We start from the raw sequence: 15,141 nt of genomic DNA, 5'->3' as shown, positions 1-15,141 counted from the left end.
AAGGGTCTCACACCCTATGAGTTCATCTGCAAAATTTGGGCAAAAGAGCCCGAACGGTTCCGACTCGATCCCACCCATCAAACGCCGGGACTAAACACCTAGGATCTGCGCTCCGCTTCGCGTTCGCTCCGCCCCAGGATGACGAAGGCATGGCGTCCTTTGGCTATTAGCAGAATGATCGACGACTGGAGCTTGAACCAAACGGCCCGCCTTTCAGCGGGCCGTTCGTCATGAAATCAGCAGTCTGATCACTGAGCCGGTGCTGGGGCAGGCGCCGGTGCCGGTGCCGGAGCGGGTGCCGGCGCAGGGGCCGGAGCGGGTGCTGGTTCTGCCGGAGCTGGAGCGGGAGCGGGCGTTGCCGGAGCTGCTGGCGCAGGAGCCGGTTCGGCTGGCTTCATCGGCTCGGCGGGTGCAGGAGCCGGAGCCGGGGTGCTGGCTGCGGGCGGTTCGGCAGGCGCAGGTGCCTCGCTACGTCTTCCAAAAACATAATAGGCGACAATTGCCAGGATAACGACAACCAGGGCAATCAGCCAGCCGCTGCCACCGCCGCGACTTGGCCTTGCGGTGCCGGGCGAGGTGAATGGGTCGTTCGGATTGGGTGTGTTCGCCATAAAAGTGTCCTCCGTGGATGAAAAACATCAAGTAATAGCCATCAACGTACAATCGTTGAATGGGTTTCACATTAGGCGTCGAAAACGCCGAAAACAGGGCAATTCTGATCCGGAATCGCTTGCAGGCATGCATTTCCACCGCGAAATGGGTTTCGATCGAGCCAAACCGAACCTTTTTCAGTTTCTTGGCACGAAGCGCGGCTGGTCCGCCGTCGCGCCACGAATCAGGGTTGACCCAGCTTGGCAATGATTCGGTGTGCAACTCCGCCGTGCTGTTCAGTTGACGGCGGTGACGGTGTAGCCGGCCTTGCGGAAACCCTCGACCAAGCCTTGCGCTCCAGGAAGGTGCATGGCGCCGACCGCCATGAAGACGTTGCCGCGGGCGAGGATCGGCGCGGCACGATCGACCATCACCTTGTTGCGGCTGGTGATCATGGTCTGCTCGAATTCGGCGTAACCCGATTGGTCGTCGACCTGTTCGGGAATGACGGTCCGAAACAGCGGTACGTACATGCCGGTGTCGCCACGCCGGTAAAGCACGATCATGGTTTCGTTGACGTCGTTCACCTTGTCACCAAGCTTCAGCGTATCGACCAGCCCCTTCAAGTGAAAGGCGATCGGCAGCGAGGCCATGGCGCGCAGCTGGTCGGCGACTGTCTCCAGCCCCTCGACCGATTTGCCCGAAGCCTTGGCGTCCTTGGCAAGCTTGACGTCGAGCACCGGCGCGCCGCCAGCCTGGCGGGCGACTTCGCATGCAGGCAGCGCCACCATCGCTGACAGCAACCAGGGCTTCATCTTGGCGACGGTCGCTGGCGGGATGCCACGCGCATCGAGCGCCTTGTTGACCACCGCCGCATCGTCCGGCGACAGCAGCGACGAAAGCGTCGTCTTGTCGGTGAACATCATCAGATCCGGCTCTTTCAGCAGTGCTGCCATCATCTTCTGCTTGTCGAGCACTTCGGTGGTCTCGATGATGACGGTGCCGGCGGCATCGAATGCCTTCTGCGCGGCGGGCGGCAGCGTGGTGACGCGCGGGTCGGTCACGTACATGGTGCCGAACAGGAAGGACGGTTTTTCGCCTGATTTTTCGAGCTTCCACAGCAAGCCCTTGCCGTTCGGCGTCGCTGCCGCGTCCGCCTCGATCTTGCCGTAGGTGGCCGGGTCGCCCTTTTGCAGCGCGCTCAGCATATCGGTACCGGCGCAGACCGGGGTCTCGGCGCGTGCCTTGCCGGCGGCGAGCAGCGCGATGATGAGGAAGGAGAGGAAAAACAGGGCGTTGAGCGCGACAAGCAGCTTCAGCGACACATGAGTCGCGCGGTCGGCGATGACGATGAGGCGTTTCATGCTGCGGTTCTAGGCGCAAAAAGCGGCAAAACGGTTAACCGGCGCATCAAAATTGTTGCGAGATGGCCACGGATTCATGCATCCATCACGCACGAGGATGTGCTGCTTCATAAATCTCGAGCAGCCTTGCCGTGTCGACGCCGGTGTATATCTGGGTGGTCGACAGGCTGGCATGGCCCAGCAATTCCTGAATGGTGCGCAGGTCGCCGCCACGCCCAAGCAGATGCGTGGCGAAGGAATGGCGCAGCGCATGCGGCGTCGCCGTGTCGGGCAGGTTGAGCGCCGAGCGCAGCTTGGCCATATCGCGCTGGACGATTGCCGGGTTCAGCGGGCCGCCGCGGGCACCGCGAAACAGCAGGCCCTTGGGATCGAGATGCCAGGGGCAGAGGCGGCGGTATTCGGCAATCGCCCGCAGCGCCACCGGCAGCACCGGTACCAGCCGGGTCTTGCCACCCTTGCCGGTGACGCGCAGCACGGTATCACCAGGCGAGGACAGATCGGCGCCCAACAGGCCGAGCGCCTCGGAAATGCGCAAGCCCGAACCGTAAAGCAACGTCAGCACGGCAGCGTTGCGGGCGGCGATCCACGGCTCCTCCGCCAGTTGGCCTTCCACCGACACGACGTGTTTTGCATCGCTTGCCGTCAGCGGCTTGGGCAGTGATTTCGGCTGGCGCGGCGCGCGCAAGGCTGCGGCACCCGCGGCATTGGCGAGGCCGCGCCGTTCGAGGAAACGCAGCAGCGAGCGGATGCCGGCCAGCCCGCGCCCGAGCGTGCGGGCACCGGCGCCCTCGGCACGGCGGGCGGCGAGAAAGCCGCGCAAATCGGCGGGGCGCAGATCGGCGATGTCGGAAATGCCGGGCGAGCCGCCGCAATGGCCGGTGAGGAAATGCAGGAACTGGCGCGTGTCGCGCTCATAGGCCTCGACGGTTTCGGGCGACAGCCGGCGTTCTCGCGCCAGCATCTTCAGCCAGTTCTCGCGCGCCGCCTGAAGGTCGGGTTTCGCCGGTATGAGGAATTCCTGCATTTGCGCTCTTCCAGTATTCCGCCCATCCAATTCTGGGCCATCTTCCGACAGTCGGGTTAGGAAGCGGTGAAGAGCGTCGTCATTGAAATGACGACTGGCTGGGGTTAGAGCAAGGCAAAGGATTTTCCGCAGATGACCAAGCCGCAAAACCCCGTCCAGATGGCCGTGATCGGTGCCGCGCATGGCATCAAGGGCGAATTGCGCGTCAAGAGCTTTACCGGCGATCCGCTGGCGCTGGCCGATTACGGTCCGCTCTATGCCAGGGATGGCCGCGCCTTCCAGATCGTCGACATCAGGCCTGCCAACACCGTGGTGGTGGTGCGCTTTAAGGGCATCAGCGATCGCAATGCCGCCGAGGCGCTCGCTGGCACCGAATTGTTCGTCGACCGTTCGGTGTTGCCGGACGAGGGCGAAGAGGACGAATTCTACCATGCCGACCTCGTCGGGCTGGAGGTCAAGGACGACACTGGTGCGATCATCGGCAAGGTCGTCGCCGTGCACAATTTCGGCGGCGGCGACATTCTCGACGTGACGCTGGCGGAACGCAAAGGCGTGCTCATCCCGTTCACGCAGGCCGCCGTTCCGGAAGTCTCGATCGCCGGCGGCTTTGTCCGCATCGATCCAGCCGCAGCAGGGCTGGTCGAGGACGAGGACGGCGAGCCTCCCGGTGACGACGGTTTCGACCCGAAGGGCAGGCCGCGCGGGCCGAGGGACGCCGGAGGCAACCGGTGAGTTTTTTTGCTTCGGTGCTGACGCTCTATCCCGAAATGTTTCCCGGCGCGCTCGGCCTGTCGCTGGCCGGACGCGCGCTGGAGACCGGCACTTGGTCGCTCGAAACAATCCAGATCCGCGACTTCGCCAGTGATCGTCACCGTACCGTCGACGACACGCCGGCCGGCGGCGGCGCCGGCATGGTGATGCGGGCGGACGTGCTGGCCAGCGCCGTCGACCATGCCTCGTCGCCGGGCGATCGGCGTCCAAAACTGCTAATGAGTCCGCGTGGAAAACCACTGACGCAGCGCCGTGTGCGCGAGCTCGCCGCCGGGCCGGGTGCGGTGATCGTCTGCGGCCGTTTCGAAGGCGTCGACCAGCGGGTCATCGAAGCGCGAGAGCTCGAAGAAGTGTCGATCGGCGACTTCATCCTGTCCGGCGGCGAGCCGGCAGCACTTGTGCTGCTCGACGCGGTGGTGCGCCTGCTGCCCGGCGTCATGGGCAATGCGGTATCGGGCGAGGAAGAGAGCTTTGAAAACGGCCTGCTCGAACATCCGCATTATACGCGGCCGCAGGCGTTCGAGGGCCGGCCGATCCCCGAGGTGCTGATTTCGGGCAATCACAAGAAGATCGCCGCATGGCGGCGGGCCGAAGCGGAGAGGCTGACGAAAGAGCGAAGGCCGGATCTTTTAGCCGCTCAGCCCTTGTCGAAATAGTAAAATGCCAGGAACAGGCCGACCGCGATGACGAAGCCGCGCACCGCGTTCTGTGGGACGCGCCTGGCGATCCAGACGCCGGCATAGCCGCCGAGCGCGCCACCCGGGATCATGATGATCGCCTGCAGCCAGGCGATGACGCCGCCGGAGACGAAAACCAGGATGGCTATTGCCGCGATAACCACGGCCAGCATGTTCTTCAGTGCATTCAGCCGGTGATAGTCGCCGGACTGGGTGAGGCCGAGAGTTGCCAGCATCATGACGCCCATGCCGGCGCCGAAGAAGCCGCCATAGACGGCGGTGGCGAACTGCGCCAGGGAACCGACCAGCGAACCCACCGCGGCCTCATGCCCGGGCTTGGGCGCCGGCTTCAGCCATGGCCCGGCAGCGAACAATGCGGTTGCCGCCAGCAGCAGCCACGGCACCAAGGCGCGGAACGACGGGTTGTCGAGCGCCAACAGGATTAGCGCGCCAGCCAGCGCCCCGAGAGCCGAAATGAGGCTGAGCAGCAGTGCGCCGCGCCAGAAATGCTTGATGTCGTCCCAATAGGCGAGCGTCGAGGTGATGTAGCCGGGGAACTGCGTCACCGACGATGTCGCATTGGCGACGATCGGCGGCAGGCCGGCCAGCGTCATGGCGCCAAAGGTTATGAACGTGCCGCCGCCGGCAACGGCGTTGACCGCGCCTGATAGAAAGCCGGCGAGGAAGAGCAGGACCGCGTCCAAAATTGGCATGAGGGCCGTCGTCGCTGGAGGAAAATGCCTATCATCCGGCTTAGAAAGCTTGACGCGCGGGCGCAACCCCCTGGACCACAAGCGATCGCAGGAGTGCCACAGCGGGCGCTAGTCAAAAAGGAACGCGGCACCAAAAAAGAAACAGCGAAGACGTGACAACGCGCCGAAATAGCTGTATGTGCGCGCCGAACCGGAAGAAAAATTTGCCGGACCCGTCAACAATGACGGTGTAGTCGCCCCTGCCCGATGTTCTCGAACAGATGTTCTCGAACGAAGGGCATAGCCGAGCGGTCGATGGGACTGCAAGGCGAGTGTCGGACGCTCTGACTGTCGGAAGAACAAGAAGTGGATTTTTGAGATGGACATCCTCCGTCAGCTCGAGGCCGAGCAGGCCGCCAAGATCGAAGCCAAGCGCAAGCTCCCCGAATTCCAGCCCGGCGATACCGTGCGCGTCCAGGTCCGCGTGACCGAAGGCACCCGCACCCGCGTCCAGGCCTATGAGGGCGTGGTCATCGCCCGCGCCGGCGCCGGCTTCCAGGAAAGTTTCACCGTCCGCAAGATCTCCTACGGCGAAGGTGTAGAGCGTGTGTTCCCGGTCTATTCGCCGATGGTCGAGGGCGTCGAGATCGTGCGCCGCGGCAAGGTGCGTCGCGCCAAGCTGTATTATTTGCGTGACCGTCGCGGCAAGTCGGCCCGTATTTCGGAAAACACCGGCGTGCGCGCCCGCAAGCTCAACGATGAGGAGCGTGATGCGCTGAACGCCGAGAAGGCGCGCATCGAGGCCGAGAAAGTGGCCGCCGCCCAGGCGCTGGCCGCCGAGAAGGCAGCGCAGGACGCCGCCGAGAAGAAGGCCGCCGACGAGGCCGCCAAGGCCGCGGAAGCAGCTGCCGCCGAATAAGGCGTCTTCAAACCCATGTTTTCGGAAAGGCGGCTTCGGCCGCCTTTTTGGTTCGCGAGGTGGATTCGATTTTGCCGGGCCGCATCGGTCCACAATCGATACGGATCGTTCCGTAATCCCTCCGTTGAAAGCATTGGAATTCATTTTCATGCCGAGCGGCGCATCGGACCGGCTTGCAAGGCGCCTGCGGAAAGCTAAAGTCGGCGCCGGATTTCCTGCATGCCTCGGCCGATCGAGGCGGTTCAGTTCCTGGGGAGCGCGTCATGACCAAATCGAAACTGCTGCTGGCCGGCCTGGTGGCCTGCCTTCTCGTGCCTGTCGCGGCTCTGGCGCAGGCGCTGCCCGACCTCGGCGGCAAGAAAGTGGTGGTGGTGACCGAAAACGCCTATCCGCCGCTGCAGTTTATCGATGCAAAGACCGGCAAGCAGATCGGCTGGGAATATGACGCGATGAACGAGATCGCCAAACGGCTGAATTTCAAGGTCGAGTACCAGAACACCTCCTGGGACGCGATGATCCAGGCGGTTTCCGACAACCAGTACAACATCGGCATGACCGGCATCACGATCAAGGACGACCGCAAGCAGAAGGTCGATTTCTCCGATCCCTACATGCGCTCGGAACAGTTCATGCTGGTGCGCGGCGACGAGAAGCGCTTCACCGACGCCAAGACGTTTGCCGCCTTCAAGGACGGGCTGATCGGCGCGCAGGCCGGCACCACGCCGTTCTACACCGCCGTCTACAGCGTGCTCGACGGCAATGAGCAGAACCCGCGCATAAAGCTGTTCGAGACGTTCGGCGCGACGGTGCAGGCGCTAAAGGCCGGCGACGTCGACGTCGTGCTCACCGACGGCACCGCCGGCAAGGGCTATGTCGATGCGTCCAATGGCGGGCTGAAGCTGATCGGCGGTCCGCTCGGCACCGAGGATTTCGGCTTCATCTTCCCCAAGGGCTCGGATCTGGTGGGGCCGGTCAACGCCGCGATCGCCGCGCTGAAGGCCGACGGCACGCTCGACGCGCTCAATAAGAAGTGGTTCCTCGACTACAAGATGGGGCAGTAGTTAGTCTTGGCGCTTCGGCTTTCGCTAGTCGCTAACGTTGATGAACAGGATTGGCCGTCACCAGCGCTTTCGCCAATCGCTAACCTTGCAAAGGAGGCACTGCCGACCTCCCTTGCGGGAGAGATCTCCGGTATCTGCTTTGCCAGCGTCGCTTGATGCCCCCTGCACCTCCATCATCCACGCCAAAACCCGACTTCCCGTGGTGGCTTGCGGTGGCCGTGGCGATCGCGCTGGCCGCCGCCGTCTTCATCGCCGCCAGCGACCTCTATGCCCCGGTTTTCGCGACCGTCGCCAAGGGCATCGGCGTCACTATCTTCGTCACCGTGATTGCCTTCGCGCTGGCTTGCGCCATCGGGCTTGCCGTCGCGCTGATGGGGCTTTCGGGCTCGCGCTGGCTCAGCCAGATCGCCCGCTTCTATGTCGAGATCATCCGCGGCGTGCCGATCCTGGTGCTGTTGTTCTGGATCGCCTTTGCCGGCGCGCCGGCCTTCGTCGCGGCGTGGAACGCACTGACGGCGCCGCTGCAAAGCGCCGGCCTGTTCGGCGAACTGCTGGTACGCGACGTGTCGTTGCTATGGCGCGCCATCATGGCGCTGACCATCGGCTATTCGGCCTTCATCTCGGAGGTTTTCCGCGCCGGCATCCAGGCGGTCGAGAAAGGCCAGATCGAGGCGGCCAAGGCGCTCGGGCTGACGCGCACGCAGCGCTTTCGGCTGATCGTCTTTCCGCAGGCGATCCGCACCATTCTGCCGCCGCTCGGCAATGATTTCGTCGCTATGGTCAAGGATTCTTCGCTGGTCTCGGTGCTCGGCGTCGCCGACATCACCCAGATGGGCAAGATCTACGCCGCGGGCTCGTTCCGCTTCTTCGAGACCTATTCGATCGTCGCCTATATCTATCTCATCCTGACTGTCGGTCTGTCACTGGCCTTGCGGTCGCTGGAGAAGCGGCTGCGCCACCAGAATGGGGAATAGAAGGCGGGCGAAGGAGGCGCTACTATCGAGTGAATGCGACCGCCCCAGGAGGACCCATGATCGTCGACAAAGCCAATGCGGCGCTGGAATCGGTCTATACGGCCGATACGCCTGAGGCGCTCGCCAAGGCCTATGCAGAATGGGCCGCGACCTATGACGGCGAAACCGCGGCGCTCGGCTATCTCCTGCCGTTCCTGATCACCGCCTGGGTGGCGCGCCATGTGCCATCAGGCGAAGGGCCGCTGCTCGACGCCGGCTGCGGCACCGGCCTGTCGGGACCGTCGCTCAAGGCGCTCGGCTACCACGACATTGCCGGGCTCGACCTGTCGCAAGACATGCTGAAAATTGCCGGCAGTCGGCAGGCCTACAGCGAGCTGAAACAGGCGATGCTCGGCGGGCCACTGCCTTGGCCCGATGGCCATTTCCGCGCGTTCTTCTCGACCGGCGTGTTCACCATCAGCCATGCGCCGGCGTCCGGCCTGCCGGAGCTGGTGCGCATCACCAAGAAGGGCGGCCACGCCATCTTCACGGTTCGCGACCAGGTTTTTGCAAGCGGCGGGTTTCGCGACGTCTTTGACGAACTGGAGCAGGCGACAAAATGGCGGCCGGTCGAAGAGAGCCCGTGGTTCCGCTGCTACGCGATCGCCGAGCCCGAGGCGCTGGTGAAGACCTTCGTGTTCGAGGTGCTTTGAAGCGCCTGTTTGCAGGACTTGGGTTCCTCGCCCTCGCGTAGCGGGGGAGGAACCCAGGTTCTGCGAAGGCAGCCGCGATTGCTGAAAAGCCAAAACATTGATAAGAGCAGCGCCATGGAAGAGCTTTTTGGCGATCCGGCCTATAAGGGTTTCGTGCTGCAGGACAGAAAACGCCTGCCGTCGCGATTTTCCGCGCGCGTCTGCGGGGCACTGACCAGCCGACTTAGCTAGGGCGATCCGCCAGGCTGTTTCGCCGGGCCGACCGGCGTCCTTTTCCCTTTTTAAATCGACGGATTTATGCACATGAGCGCACCGCGCACCCTCTACGACAAGATTTTCGACGACCATGTCGTCGACCGCCAGGACGACGGCACCTGCCTGCTCTATATCGACCGCCACCTGGTCCACGAAGTGACCAGCCCGCAGGCTTTCGAAGGCCTGCGCATGACCGGCCGCAAGGTTCGGCATCCGGAAAAGACGCTGGCCGTGGTCGATCACAATGTGTCGACCTCGCCGGAACGCAAATTCGGCATCAAAAATGAAGAAAGCCGCATCCAGGTCGAGGCGCTGGCCAAGAACGCTAAGGATTTTGGCGTCGAGTATTATTCAGAGAAGGATATCCGCCAGGGCATCGTCCACATCATCGGCCCGGAGCAAGGCTTTACGCTGCCCGGCATGACCATCGTCTGCGGCGACAGCCACACCTCGACGCACGGCGCTTTCGGCGCCTTGGCGCATGGCATCGGCACCTCGGAAGTCGAGCACGTGCTGGCGACGCAGACGCTGATCCAGCGCAAGGCCAAGAACATGCTGGTGCGCGTCGACGGCGCGCTGCCGGAAGGCGTCACCGCCAAGGACATCATCCTCGCCATCATCGGCGAGATCGGCACTGCCGGCGGTACCGGCTATGTCATCGAATATGCCGGCGAGGCGATCCGCGCGCTGTCGATGGAAGGCCGCATGACGATCTGCAACATGTCGATCGAAGCCGGCGCGCGCGCCGGCCTGATCGCGGCCGACGAGACGACCTTCGCCTATGTCAAGGACAAGCCACGCGCTCCCAAAGGCGAAGCCTGGGATGCCGCGCTTGCCTATTGGAAGACGCTCCAATCCGACGAAGGCGCGCATTTCGACAAGGTGGTCGTGCTCGACGCGGCAAAACTGCCGCCGATCGTCTCCTGGGGTTCCTCGCCCGAGGACGTCGTCTCGGTGCAAGGCATCGTGCCGAACCCGGATGACATCACTGATGAGAACAAGCGCAGCTCCAAGCAACGCGCGCTCGACTATATGGGCCTGACGCCGGGCACCAAGATCACCGATATCGAAGTTGACCGCGTCTTCATCGGCTCCTGCACCAATGGCCGCATCGAGGATCTGCGCGCCGCCGCCAAGGTGATCGAGGGCAAGAAGGTCAATCCGCGGGTCAATGCGATGATTGTGCCGGGCTCCGGCCTGGTCAAGGAACAGGCAGAAGCCGAAGGTCTCGACAAGATCTTTCTCGCCGCCGGTTTCGACTGGCGCGAGCCGGGCTGCTCGATGTGCCTTGCCATGAACGACGACCGGCTGAAGCCGCATGAGCGCTGCGCCTCGACCTCGAACCGCAATTTCGAAGGGCGCCAAGGCTTCAAGGGCCGCACCCATCTGGTGTCGCCGGCAATGGCGGCGGCGGCGGCGATCGCCGGCCATTTCGTCGACATCCGCGAGTGGAAATAGCACCCGGAGCACCGGGATCTGATATGACTTGCCCGAGCCGCAATGCGGTTCGGGCCTTTCTTCAGCCGGGGCGCCTGATGAATTCGTGGAATTCCTCACGGCGGCCGGGTTGATCCTTCGCCACGACCAGCGCCAGTTGGCGCTCGTCGAAAAGCTTGAACCATTCGTCCCATTCAACCAGTTCGTAGCCGCCGGCATGGACCGGGCGTTCGGCCTCGTCCTGGTCCTGGTAGGCGTGCTGGCCGAAGACCAGCCTCAGCATGGCCTGCGTTCCGGTTTCGGGCGACACGTCGACGATCGCCGGAAAGCCGGCGCGCGCCGCGACCCATGAGCGAATTGCATCGTGATCGGTCCAGCATGATCGTGTCGGCCATCAGAGCGTCTCCTGGTTGCCGTCGTGAAACGCCGCCCGCCGTTCCCGGTTCCGTCTAGCAGCTTCACCGACGCATCCGTCGTATATTCGCCTTCGCTTAACCGCTTGTTTGGGCTTCCGCTCTAAGGTCTCCTGAGGGGAAGCGAGGGGAAGTTACAGCGCTTGGACACCGGCCTGCTCATAGCGCTGCTCAATCCAGGCATCGCCCTCACACTCGGCGCGGCATTTCTCGTGCTGTGGTTCTATCAACGCCACCGTCCCTATCTGATCGTGCTGGCGGCGGGCTACTCGGCCTCGGCCGCAGGCTTCCTGCTCCAGTATTTCACGCTGCCGGTCGGTATGGCGCCGACCAAGCTCATGTCCATCCTATGCTTCACCTTTGCGACCTGCTGTCTCGCCGGCGCGGTCATTGCACGCTATGGGCGGCGCGTGCCTTATCCAGCGATCGGCATTCTGGCGGGCGGCGGCCTGGCCGCGGTCTCGTGGTTTCTCTTTGCCCGGCCGGATATCACCTGGCGGATCCTTGCCATCAATTTCAGCTTCGGCGGCATCAGCCTGGTTGTCGCGGCCGAGTTGCGCGCGGTGCGCAACAACGGTCCGACGGAAATGATCCTGTTCGTGCTGTCGCTGCTTTCCGGTCTGAACTTCCTGGTGCGGACCCTTGCCGTTGTCATCGCGCATGGGCCGTTCACGAGCTATGAAGGGCTTTACTCCTCGTCCTATTGGACGACGGCGCTGCTGTCGCATGCACTGCTGTCGCTGCTTATCGCGCTTTGCCTGTTCGGCGCCGCCGCGCTCGATGTGATGAAGGCCCTGAAGACCGAAACCCTGACGGACCCGCTATCGGGCCTGCTCAACCGCCGCGGCTTCGAGGAGCGCGCCATGCTTGTCCTGCAGTACTGTGCCACGGCGCGGTTGCCGGTTGCGCTGGTGCTGGCCGATCTCGATCATTTCAAGGCGCTCAACGATCAGCATGGCCACGCGGCCGGGGATCGCGTCATCGCCGACTTCGCCGCCAAGCTTCTGTCGGCTGCAGGCACGCGCGGCGTTGCTGGCCGCATCGGCGGCGAGGAGTTCGCCGTGCTTTTGCCGCTCAGCGACCTTGGCGCGGCAAGATTGTTTGCCGAAGCCATTCGCATGCTCTATTCGGCGGGCAGAATCGACGGGCTTCCGCCTGACACAAGAGTGACCGCGAGCTTCGGCGTGGCCGCCCGTACCGGCGACGAAGGGCTGGACCCGCTGATGCGCCGTGCCGACGAAGCGCTCTACAAAGCCAAGAGGAATGGCCGCGACAGCGTGTGCCTGTCCTATCAGCGGCCTGAAACGGTGTTCTTTCCCCATCGGACCAGTGCCGGCTGAGCGTCAGCGGCGGCCTCGAATTAACGTCTTTTTCGCGCCTCGGTGGTTTGCTGTTCGGCGGGGAGTGCCAAAAACGCAATGGGCAGCGCCAATTTCATCCTGGTGATCAACCTGTTCGTTGCCGGGCTGCTGGCGGCGGCCTTCATGACGATCGCCGTCTATGACGCAGGGCGGGTGTCGGCTCGCCGGCTTGCGTTCGGCTATGTACTGGGCATGGCCTATTTCGCCATCGAATTCAGCATCCCTGCCTTCGACAATGCACGACCGGTGGTTGTTGCAGCCTTTGCCGCTTTCCTTGGCGCTACCGTCGCCTTCAATGGCGGGCTTGCCCATAAATACGGCGTTTCGCGCCCGTGGCCGCCGATGCTCTTCTTCCTGGTCTTCGCCACCGTGGCGGTCTACTTCGTACAGGACCTGCCACGTCAATCCTTTGTGCGAATGGCGGCCTACCAGCTTCCCTATGCGGCTATGCAATTCACCGGGCTGACGATCGTCTTGTCGTCCAGGCAAAGACGCGAGCGGCTCGACTATATGCTGATGGCTGTCCTGGCGGCCAGCACCTTGCAGTTCGCCAGCAAACCCTTCATCGCCCATGCGCTTGGCGGCTGGGGCGCCAACCCGCAATCTTATGCGCAGACCAGCTACGCGTTGGTGTCGCAGTCTATCGGCACCGTGTTCGGCCTGGCGCTTGCGCTGGTGACGTTGGCTATCCTGGTCCGCGACGTGCTCGCCGAGGCGACGTCGAAATCGGAAACCGATACGCTTTCACGGCTGCTCAACCGTGGCGGCTTCGAGCGCCATGCCGAGATCGCACTGCGCGACGCCATGCGGCGGGCTGTCCCGGCGGCACTGGTCATTGCCGATCTCGACCATTTCAAGCGCATCAACGATACGTACGGCCACGCGTCCGGCGATCGGGTCATCGAGACCTTTGCCGGTTTTCTCCGCGATGCCGCGGCCGACCATCATGTCGCCGGCCGCATCGGCGGCGAGGAATTCGCTATTTTCCTGCCGGGGACCAACCTCGCCGCCGCCCGGCTCTTCGCCGAGGGCACGCGTACCGCCTTCGGTGCCACGCCCATCGACTGCCTGCCGGCGGATCATCGCTGCAGCGCCAGTTTCGGCGTTGCCGAGCTTGGTTCGGGCGAAAGCTTTTCCGACCTGCTGCGGCGCGCCGACAAAGCGCTCTATCAGGCGAAGGGCAGCGGCCGCGATTGCGTGCGTGTCTCGGCCGGGCCGGCCGCTGCCCAGCCGGCGCCGGCGACAAACGGCAGCGCGGCCGTCAGCGGCAGGGGCTGAGCTCCGGCATCTCGCCGTCGGCGAGGCCGTACATATAGCTGCGGCCCTTCACGAAAACCGGCGGCCTGTAGCAGTCGCCGCCGCGGACATCGTCCGATTCGTTTTCATAGATCACGTCGGGCTGGCCGGCGCTGGTGTAGTCGGACAATTCCTTGGCGAGCTTGCCCTCGCCGACGAGAATACGCTTGTAGCCGGCGGCGCTTTCGATGACGAGATTGCCGAAGGAATCGGCGTAGACGCGGTCGTGGTGGCGCGCCCCGGCAAGTGCCGGTGCGGCGATGCCGACGGCGAGCGCCGCCAATACGAGCCCGGGAAGGCGCGATCTTGCTGAATTCGAATGCACGGCGTGCTGCTCCATTGCTGAGAGGCAAGCCTCCTCGAATCAGAAATTAACCTTTTATTAACCTTTGTTAAGAGGGCAACCGCCGCCGCTGCGAGGTCTCGGAAAACATGGTTAATATCCGGCGGCCCACCGGCCATCATTCGGCCATGCTTGTTCCCACCATCGCCGGCATCGAGCGCGACTCAAAAAGCATGAAAATCCGGTGGCTTGCCGGAACATCGCGGCCGGTTCGATGGGCGGGGAAAGCAGCATATGATGTTACGCCGAACGTTTCGGATGGCGCTGGGCATTCCGCCTCTGCTGGTTGCCGCCGCCTGCGCGCCGCAGAGCAGTGCGCCCAAGCTCGGGAATACAGTGGCCGCGTCTGCCGCGATCACTCCCACCCAATCGACGGCACCGCAGCCGCGCATGGCAACGTACAAGTGCGCCGACGGCGGCATAATGACCATCGAGAATCTCGGGACGTCGGTGCGCGTGCTCGGCCCGGACGGCACCAGCGCCGAGTTGCCGGCCTCACCCGCCAATCAGACAAGCCGTTACGGCGAGGCGCATGACGCAATCGTGATCGACGGGCGCGATGCGCTGGTGATGAAGGGCGGTGCCTCACCGGTGGTCTGTACACGCTGATCGACCCGGCGCGGCAGCCATGTTCCGCAGTGCAGCGACGTTGTGCCGGCTCAAGCCCACAGCCTAATCGATTGAAGCCAAAAGCCTGGCTTTCATCAGACTAAATTACGTTTTCAAAACGATTTTCCGGCTTTGACGCGGTGCAAAAAGAGCATTAGAAACCGGCTGTCCGAAGTCGCAACCGGAAGCGGCAATGCCGCATTTCCACCTGAGGCTCCAGAGACGCCGAACTGGGGGAGCCATGAGCAAATCACCAGCCACCCGCGAATTTGCCAGACGTGAACGGCCGCTTTCGCCGCATCTGACCGTCTATCGGCCGCCGATCACGATGACGATGTCGATCGTCCATCGCATCACCGGCGGGGCGCTCTATTTCGGCACGCTGCTGGTCGCGCTGTGGCTGATGGCGGCGGCGAGTTCGGAGGCGACCTTCAATGCCATCAACTGGGCCTTCGGCTCGTGGCTCGGACGGCTGGTGCTGTTCGGCTACACCTGGGCGCTGATGCACCACATGCTGGGCGGTGTGCGTCATCTGATCTGGGACACCGGCACGGGCCTTGAAAAGCATACGGCGTCGAGGATCGCCTGGGCGACGCTCGCCGGCTCCGTTGTACTGACGCTGCTGATCTGGATCGCCGGCTATATGGCGCGGGGAGCCTGAC

At 63.5% G+C, this 15,141-nt stretch carries 17 protein-coding genes and 1 pseudogene; 12 read left to right on the top strand and 6 right to left on the bottom strand.

Translation table 11 applies throughout. The features are described from left to right. A pseudogene (locus NKJ94_RS29070) lies at positions 1 to 102 on the top strand (IS481 family transposase); the annotation flags it as partial. A gap of 366 nt (positions 103 to 468) precedes the next feature. Here NKJ94_RS29070 and NKJ94_RS29065 read toward each other — a convergent pair. The 3 genes from NKJ94_RS29065 to NKJ94_RS29055 form a co-directional block, all read right to left on the bottom strand. Next, positions 469 to 873, bottom strand: coding sequence for a hypothetical protein (locus NKJ94_RS29065; protein WP_352530092.1), 405 nt, complete (start codon positions 871 to 873; stop codon positions 469 to 471). Between the two features lie 14 nt (positions 874 to 887). Further along, entirely contained in the window at positions 888 to 1,955 is a 1,068-nt protein-coding gene (locus tag NKJ94_RS29060; protein WP_352530090.1) for a TraB/GumN family protein, read from the bottom strand. Positions 1,956 to 2,040: 85 nt separating this feature from the next. Further along, positions 2,041 to 2,979: a tyrosine recombinase XerC gene (locus NKJ94_RS29055; RefSeq protein ID WP_352530088.1), complete on the bottom strand. Its 939-nt coding sequence runs from the start codon at positions 2,977 to 2,979 to the stop codon at positions 2,041 to 2,043. Positions 2,980 to 3,111: 132 nt separating this feature from the next. Here NKJ94_RS29055 and rimM point away from each other — a divergent pair, with 132 nt between their 5' ends. Then, positions 3,112 to 3,711 (top strand): ribosome maturation factor RimM, encoded by a 600-nt coding sequence (gene rimM / locus NKJ94_RS29050; RefSeq protein ID WP_352530086.1) that lies wholly within the window; start codon positions 3,112 to 3,114, stop codon positions 3,709 to 3,711. After that, complete coding sequence (gene trmD / locus NKJ94_RS29045; RefSeq protein ID WP_352530084.1) at positions 3,708 to 4,406, top strand: tRNA (guanosine(37)-N1)-methyltransferase TrmD; 699 nt, start codon at positions 3,708 to 3,710, stop codon at positions 4,404 to 4,406. Before rimM ends, trmD begins: the two co-directional genes overlap by 4 nt. Here trmD and NKJ94_RS29040 read toward each other — a convergent pair. Then, positions 4,388 to 5,140 (bottom strand): sulfite exporter TauE/SafE family protein, encoded by a 753-nt coding sequence (locus tag NKJ94_RS29040; RefSeq protein WP_352530082.1) that lies wholly within the window; start codon positions 5,138 to 5,140, stop codon positions 4,388 to 4,390. The genes trmD and NKJ94_RS29040 overlap by 19 nt on opposite strands. Before the next feature lie 358 nt (positions 5,141 to 5,498). Here NKJ94_RS29040 and rplS point away from each other — a divergent pair, with 358 nt between their 5' ends. The 5 genes from rplS to leuC all read left to right on the top strand — a co-directional run bounded on the left by rplS (position 5,499) and on the right by leuC (position 10,478). Next, positions 5,499 to 6,038, top strand: a complete 540-nt coding sequence (rplS, locus tag NKJ94_RS29035) for a 50S ribosomal protein L19 (protein ID WP_352468080.1) — start codon at positions 5,499 to 5,501, stop codon at positions 6,036 to 6,038. 263 nt (positions 6,039 to 6,301) lie between these two features. After that, positions 6,302 to 7,099, top strand: a complete 798-nt coding sequence (locus tag NKJ94_RS29030; RefSeq protein WP_352530080.1) for a transporter substrate-binding domain-containing protein — start codon at positions 6,302 to 6,304, stop codon at positions 7,097 to 7,099. Between the two features lie 155 nt (positions 7,100 to 7,254). After that, positions 7,255 to 8,073, top strand: coding sequence for an amino acid ABC transporter permease (locus NKJ94_RS29025; protein ID WP_352530078.1), 819 nt, complete (start codon positions 7,255 to 7,257; stop codon positions 8,071 to 8,073). Positions 8,074 to 8,129: 56 nt separating this feature from the next. Beyond that, positions 8,130 to 8,765: a class I SAM-dependent DNA methyltransferase gene (locus NKJ94_RS29020; protein ID WP_352530076.1), complete on the top strand. Its 636-nt coding sequence runs from the start codon at positions 8,130 to 8,132 to the stop codon at positions 8,763 to 8,765. A gap of 303 nt (positions 8,766 to 9,068) precedes the next feature. After that, complete coding sequence (leuC, locus tag NKJ94_RS29015; RefSeq protein ID WP_352530074.1) at positions 9,069 to 10,478, top strand: 3-isopropylmalate dehydratase large subunit; 1,410 nt, start codon at positions 9,069 to 9,071, stop codon at positions 10,476 to 10,478. 61 nt (positions 10,479 to 10,539) lie between these two features. Here the strand turns inward: leuC and NKJ94_RS29010 are convergent, their stop codons facing one another. Further along, positions 10,540 to 10,767 carry a hypothetical protein gene (locus NKJ94_RS29010; protein ID WP_352530072.1) on the bottom strand — a complete coding sequence of 76 codons (228 nt, stop codon included), beginning with the start codon at positions 10,765 to 10,767 and terminating at the stop codon, positions 10,540 to 10,542. Between the two features lie 246 nt (positions 10,768 to 11,013). On the opposite strand from NKJ94_RS29010, the gene NKJ94_RS29005 reads away from it, so the two are divergent. Both NKJ94_RS29005 and NKJ94_RS29000 read left to right on the top strand, forming a co-directional pair. Next, complete coding sequence (locus tag NKJ94_RS29005; RefSeq protein ID WP_352530070.1) at positions 11,014 to 12,210, top strand: GGDEF domain-containing protein; 1,197 nt, start codon at positions 11,014 to 11,016, stop codon at positions 12,208 to 12,210. Positions 12,211 to 12,288: 78 nt separating this feature from the next. Next, positions 12,289 to 13,509 carry a GGDEF domain-containing protein gene (locus NKJ94_RS29000; RefSeq protein WP_352530068.1) on the top strand — a complete coding sequence of 407 codons (1,221 nt, stop codon included), beginning with the start codon at positions 12,289 to 12,291 and terminating at the stop codon, positions 13,507 to 13,509. Here the strand turns inward: NKJ94_RS29000 and NKJ94_RS28995 are convergent. Further along, positions 13,493 to 13,852, bottom strand: a complete 360-nt coding sequence (locus NKJ94_RS28995) for a hypothetical protein (RefSeq protein WP_352530066.1) — start codon at positions 13,850 to 13,852, stop codon at positions 13,493 to 13,495. The two genes, NKJ94_RS29000 and NKJ94_RS28995, sit on opposite strands and share 17 nt — an antisense overlap. A gap of 408 nt (positions 13,853 to 14,260) precedes the next feature. Between NKJ94_RS28995 and NKJ94_RS28990 the strand changes: the two genes are divergently transcribed. Together NKJ94_RS28990 and sdhC are read left to right on the top strand one after the other, a co-directional pair. Then, complete coding sequence (locus tag NKJ94_RS28990; protein ID WP_352530064.1) at positions 14,261 to 14,479, top strand: hypothetical protein; 219 nt, start codon at positions 14,261 to 14,263, stop codon at positions 14,477 to 14,479. Between the two features lie 241 nt (positions 14,480 to 14,720). After that, positions 14,721 to 15,140 (top strand): succinate dehydrogenase, cytochrome b556 subunit, encoded by a 420-nt coding sequence (sdhC, locus tag NKJ94_RS28985; protein ID WP_352530062.1) that lies wholly within the window; start codon positions 14,721 to 14,723, stop codon positions 15,138 to 15,140. The last annotated feature ends 1 nt before the right edge of the window (position 15,141 follow it).

This window comes from Mesorhizobium sp. M0060 (genome assembly GCF_040323155.1).
Taxonomy (GTDB): Bacteria; Pseudomonadota; Alphaproteobacteria; order Rhizobiales; family Rhizobiaceae; genus Mesorhizobium.
Note: the sequence above shows the minus strand (reverse complement) of the source record. Positions and strands in the feature narration are given on the sequence as shown.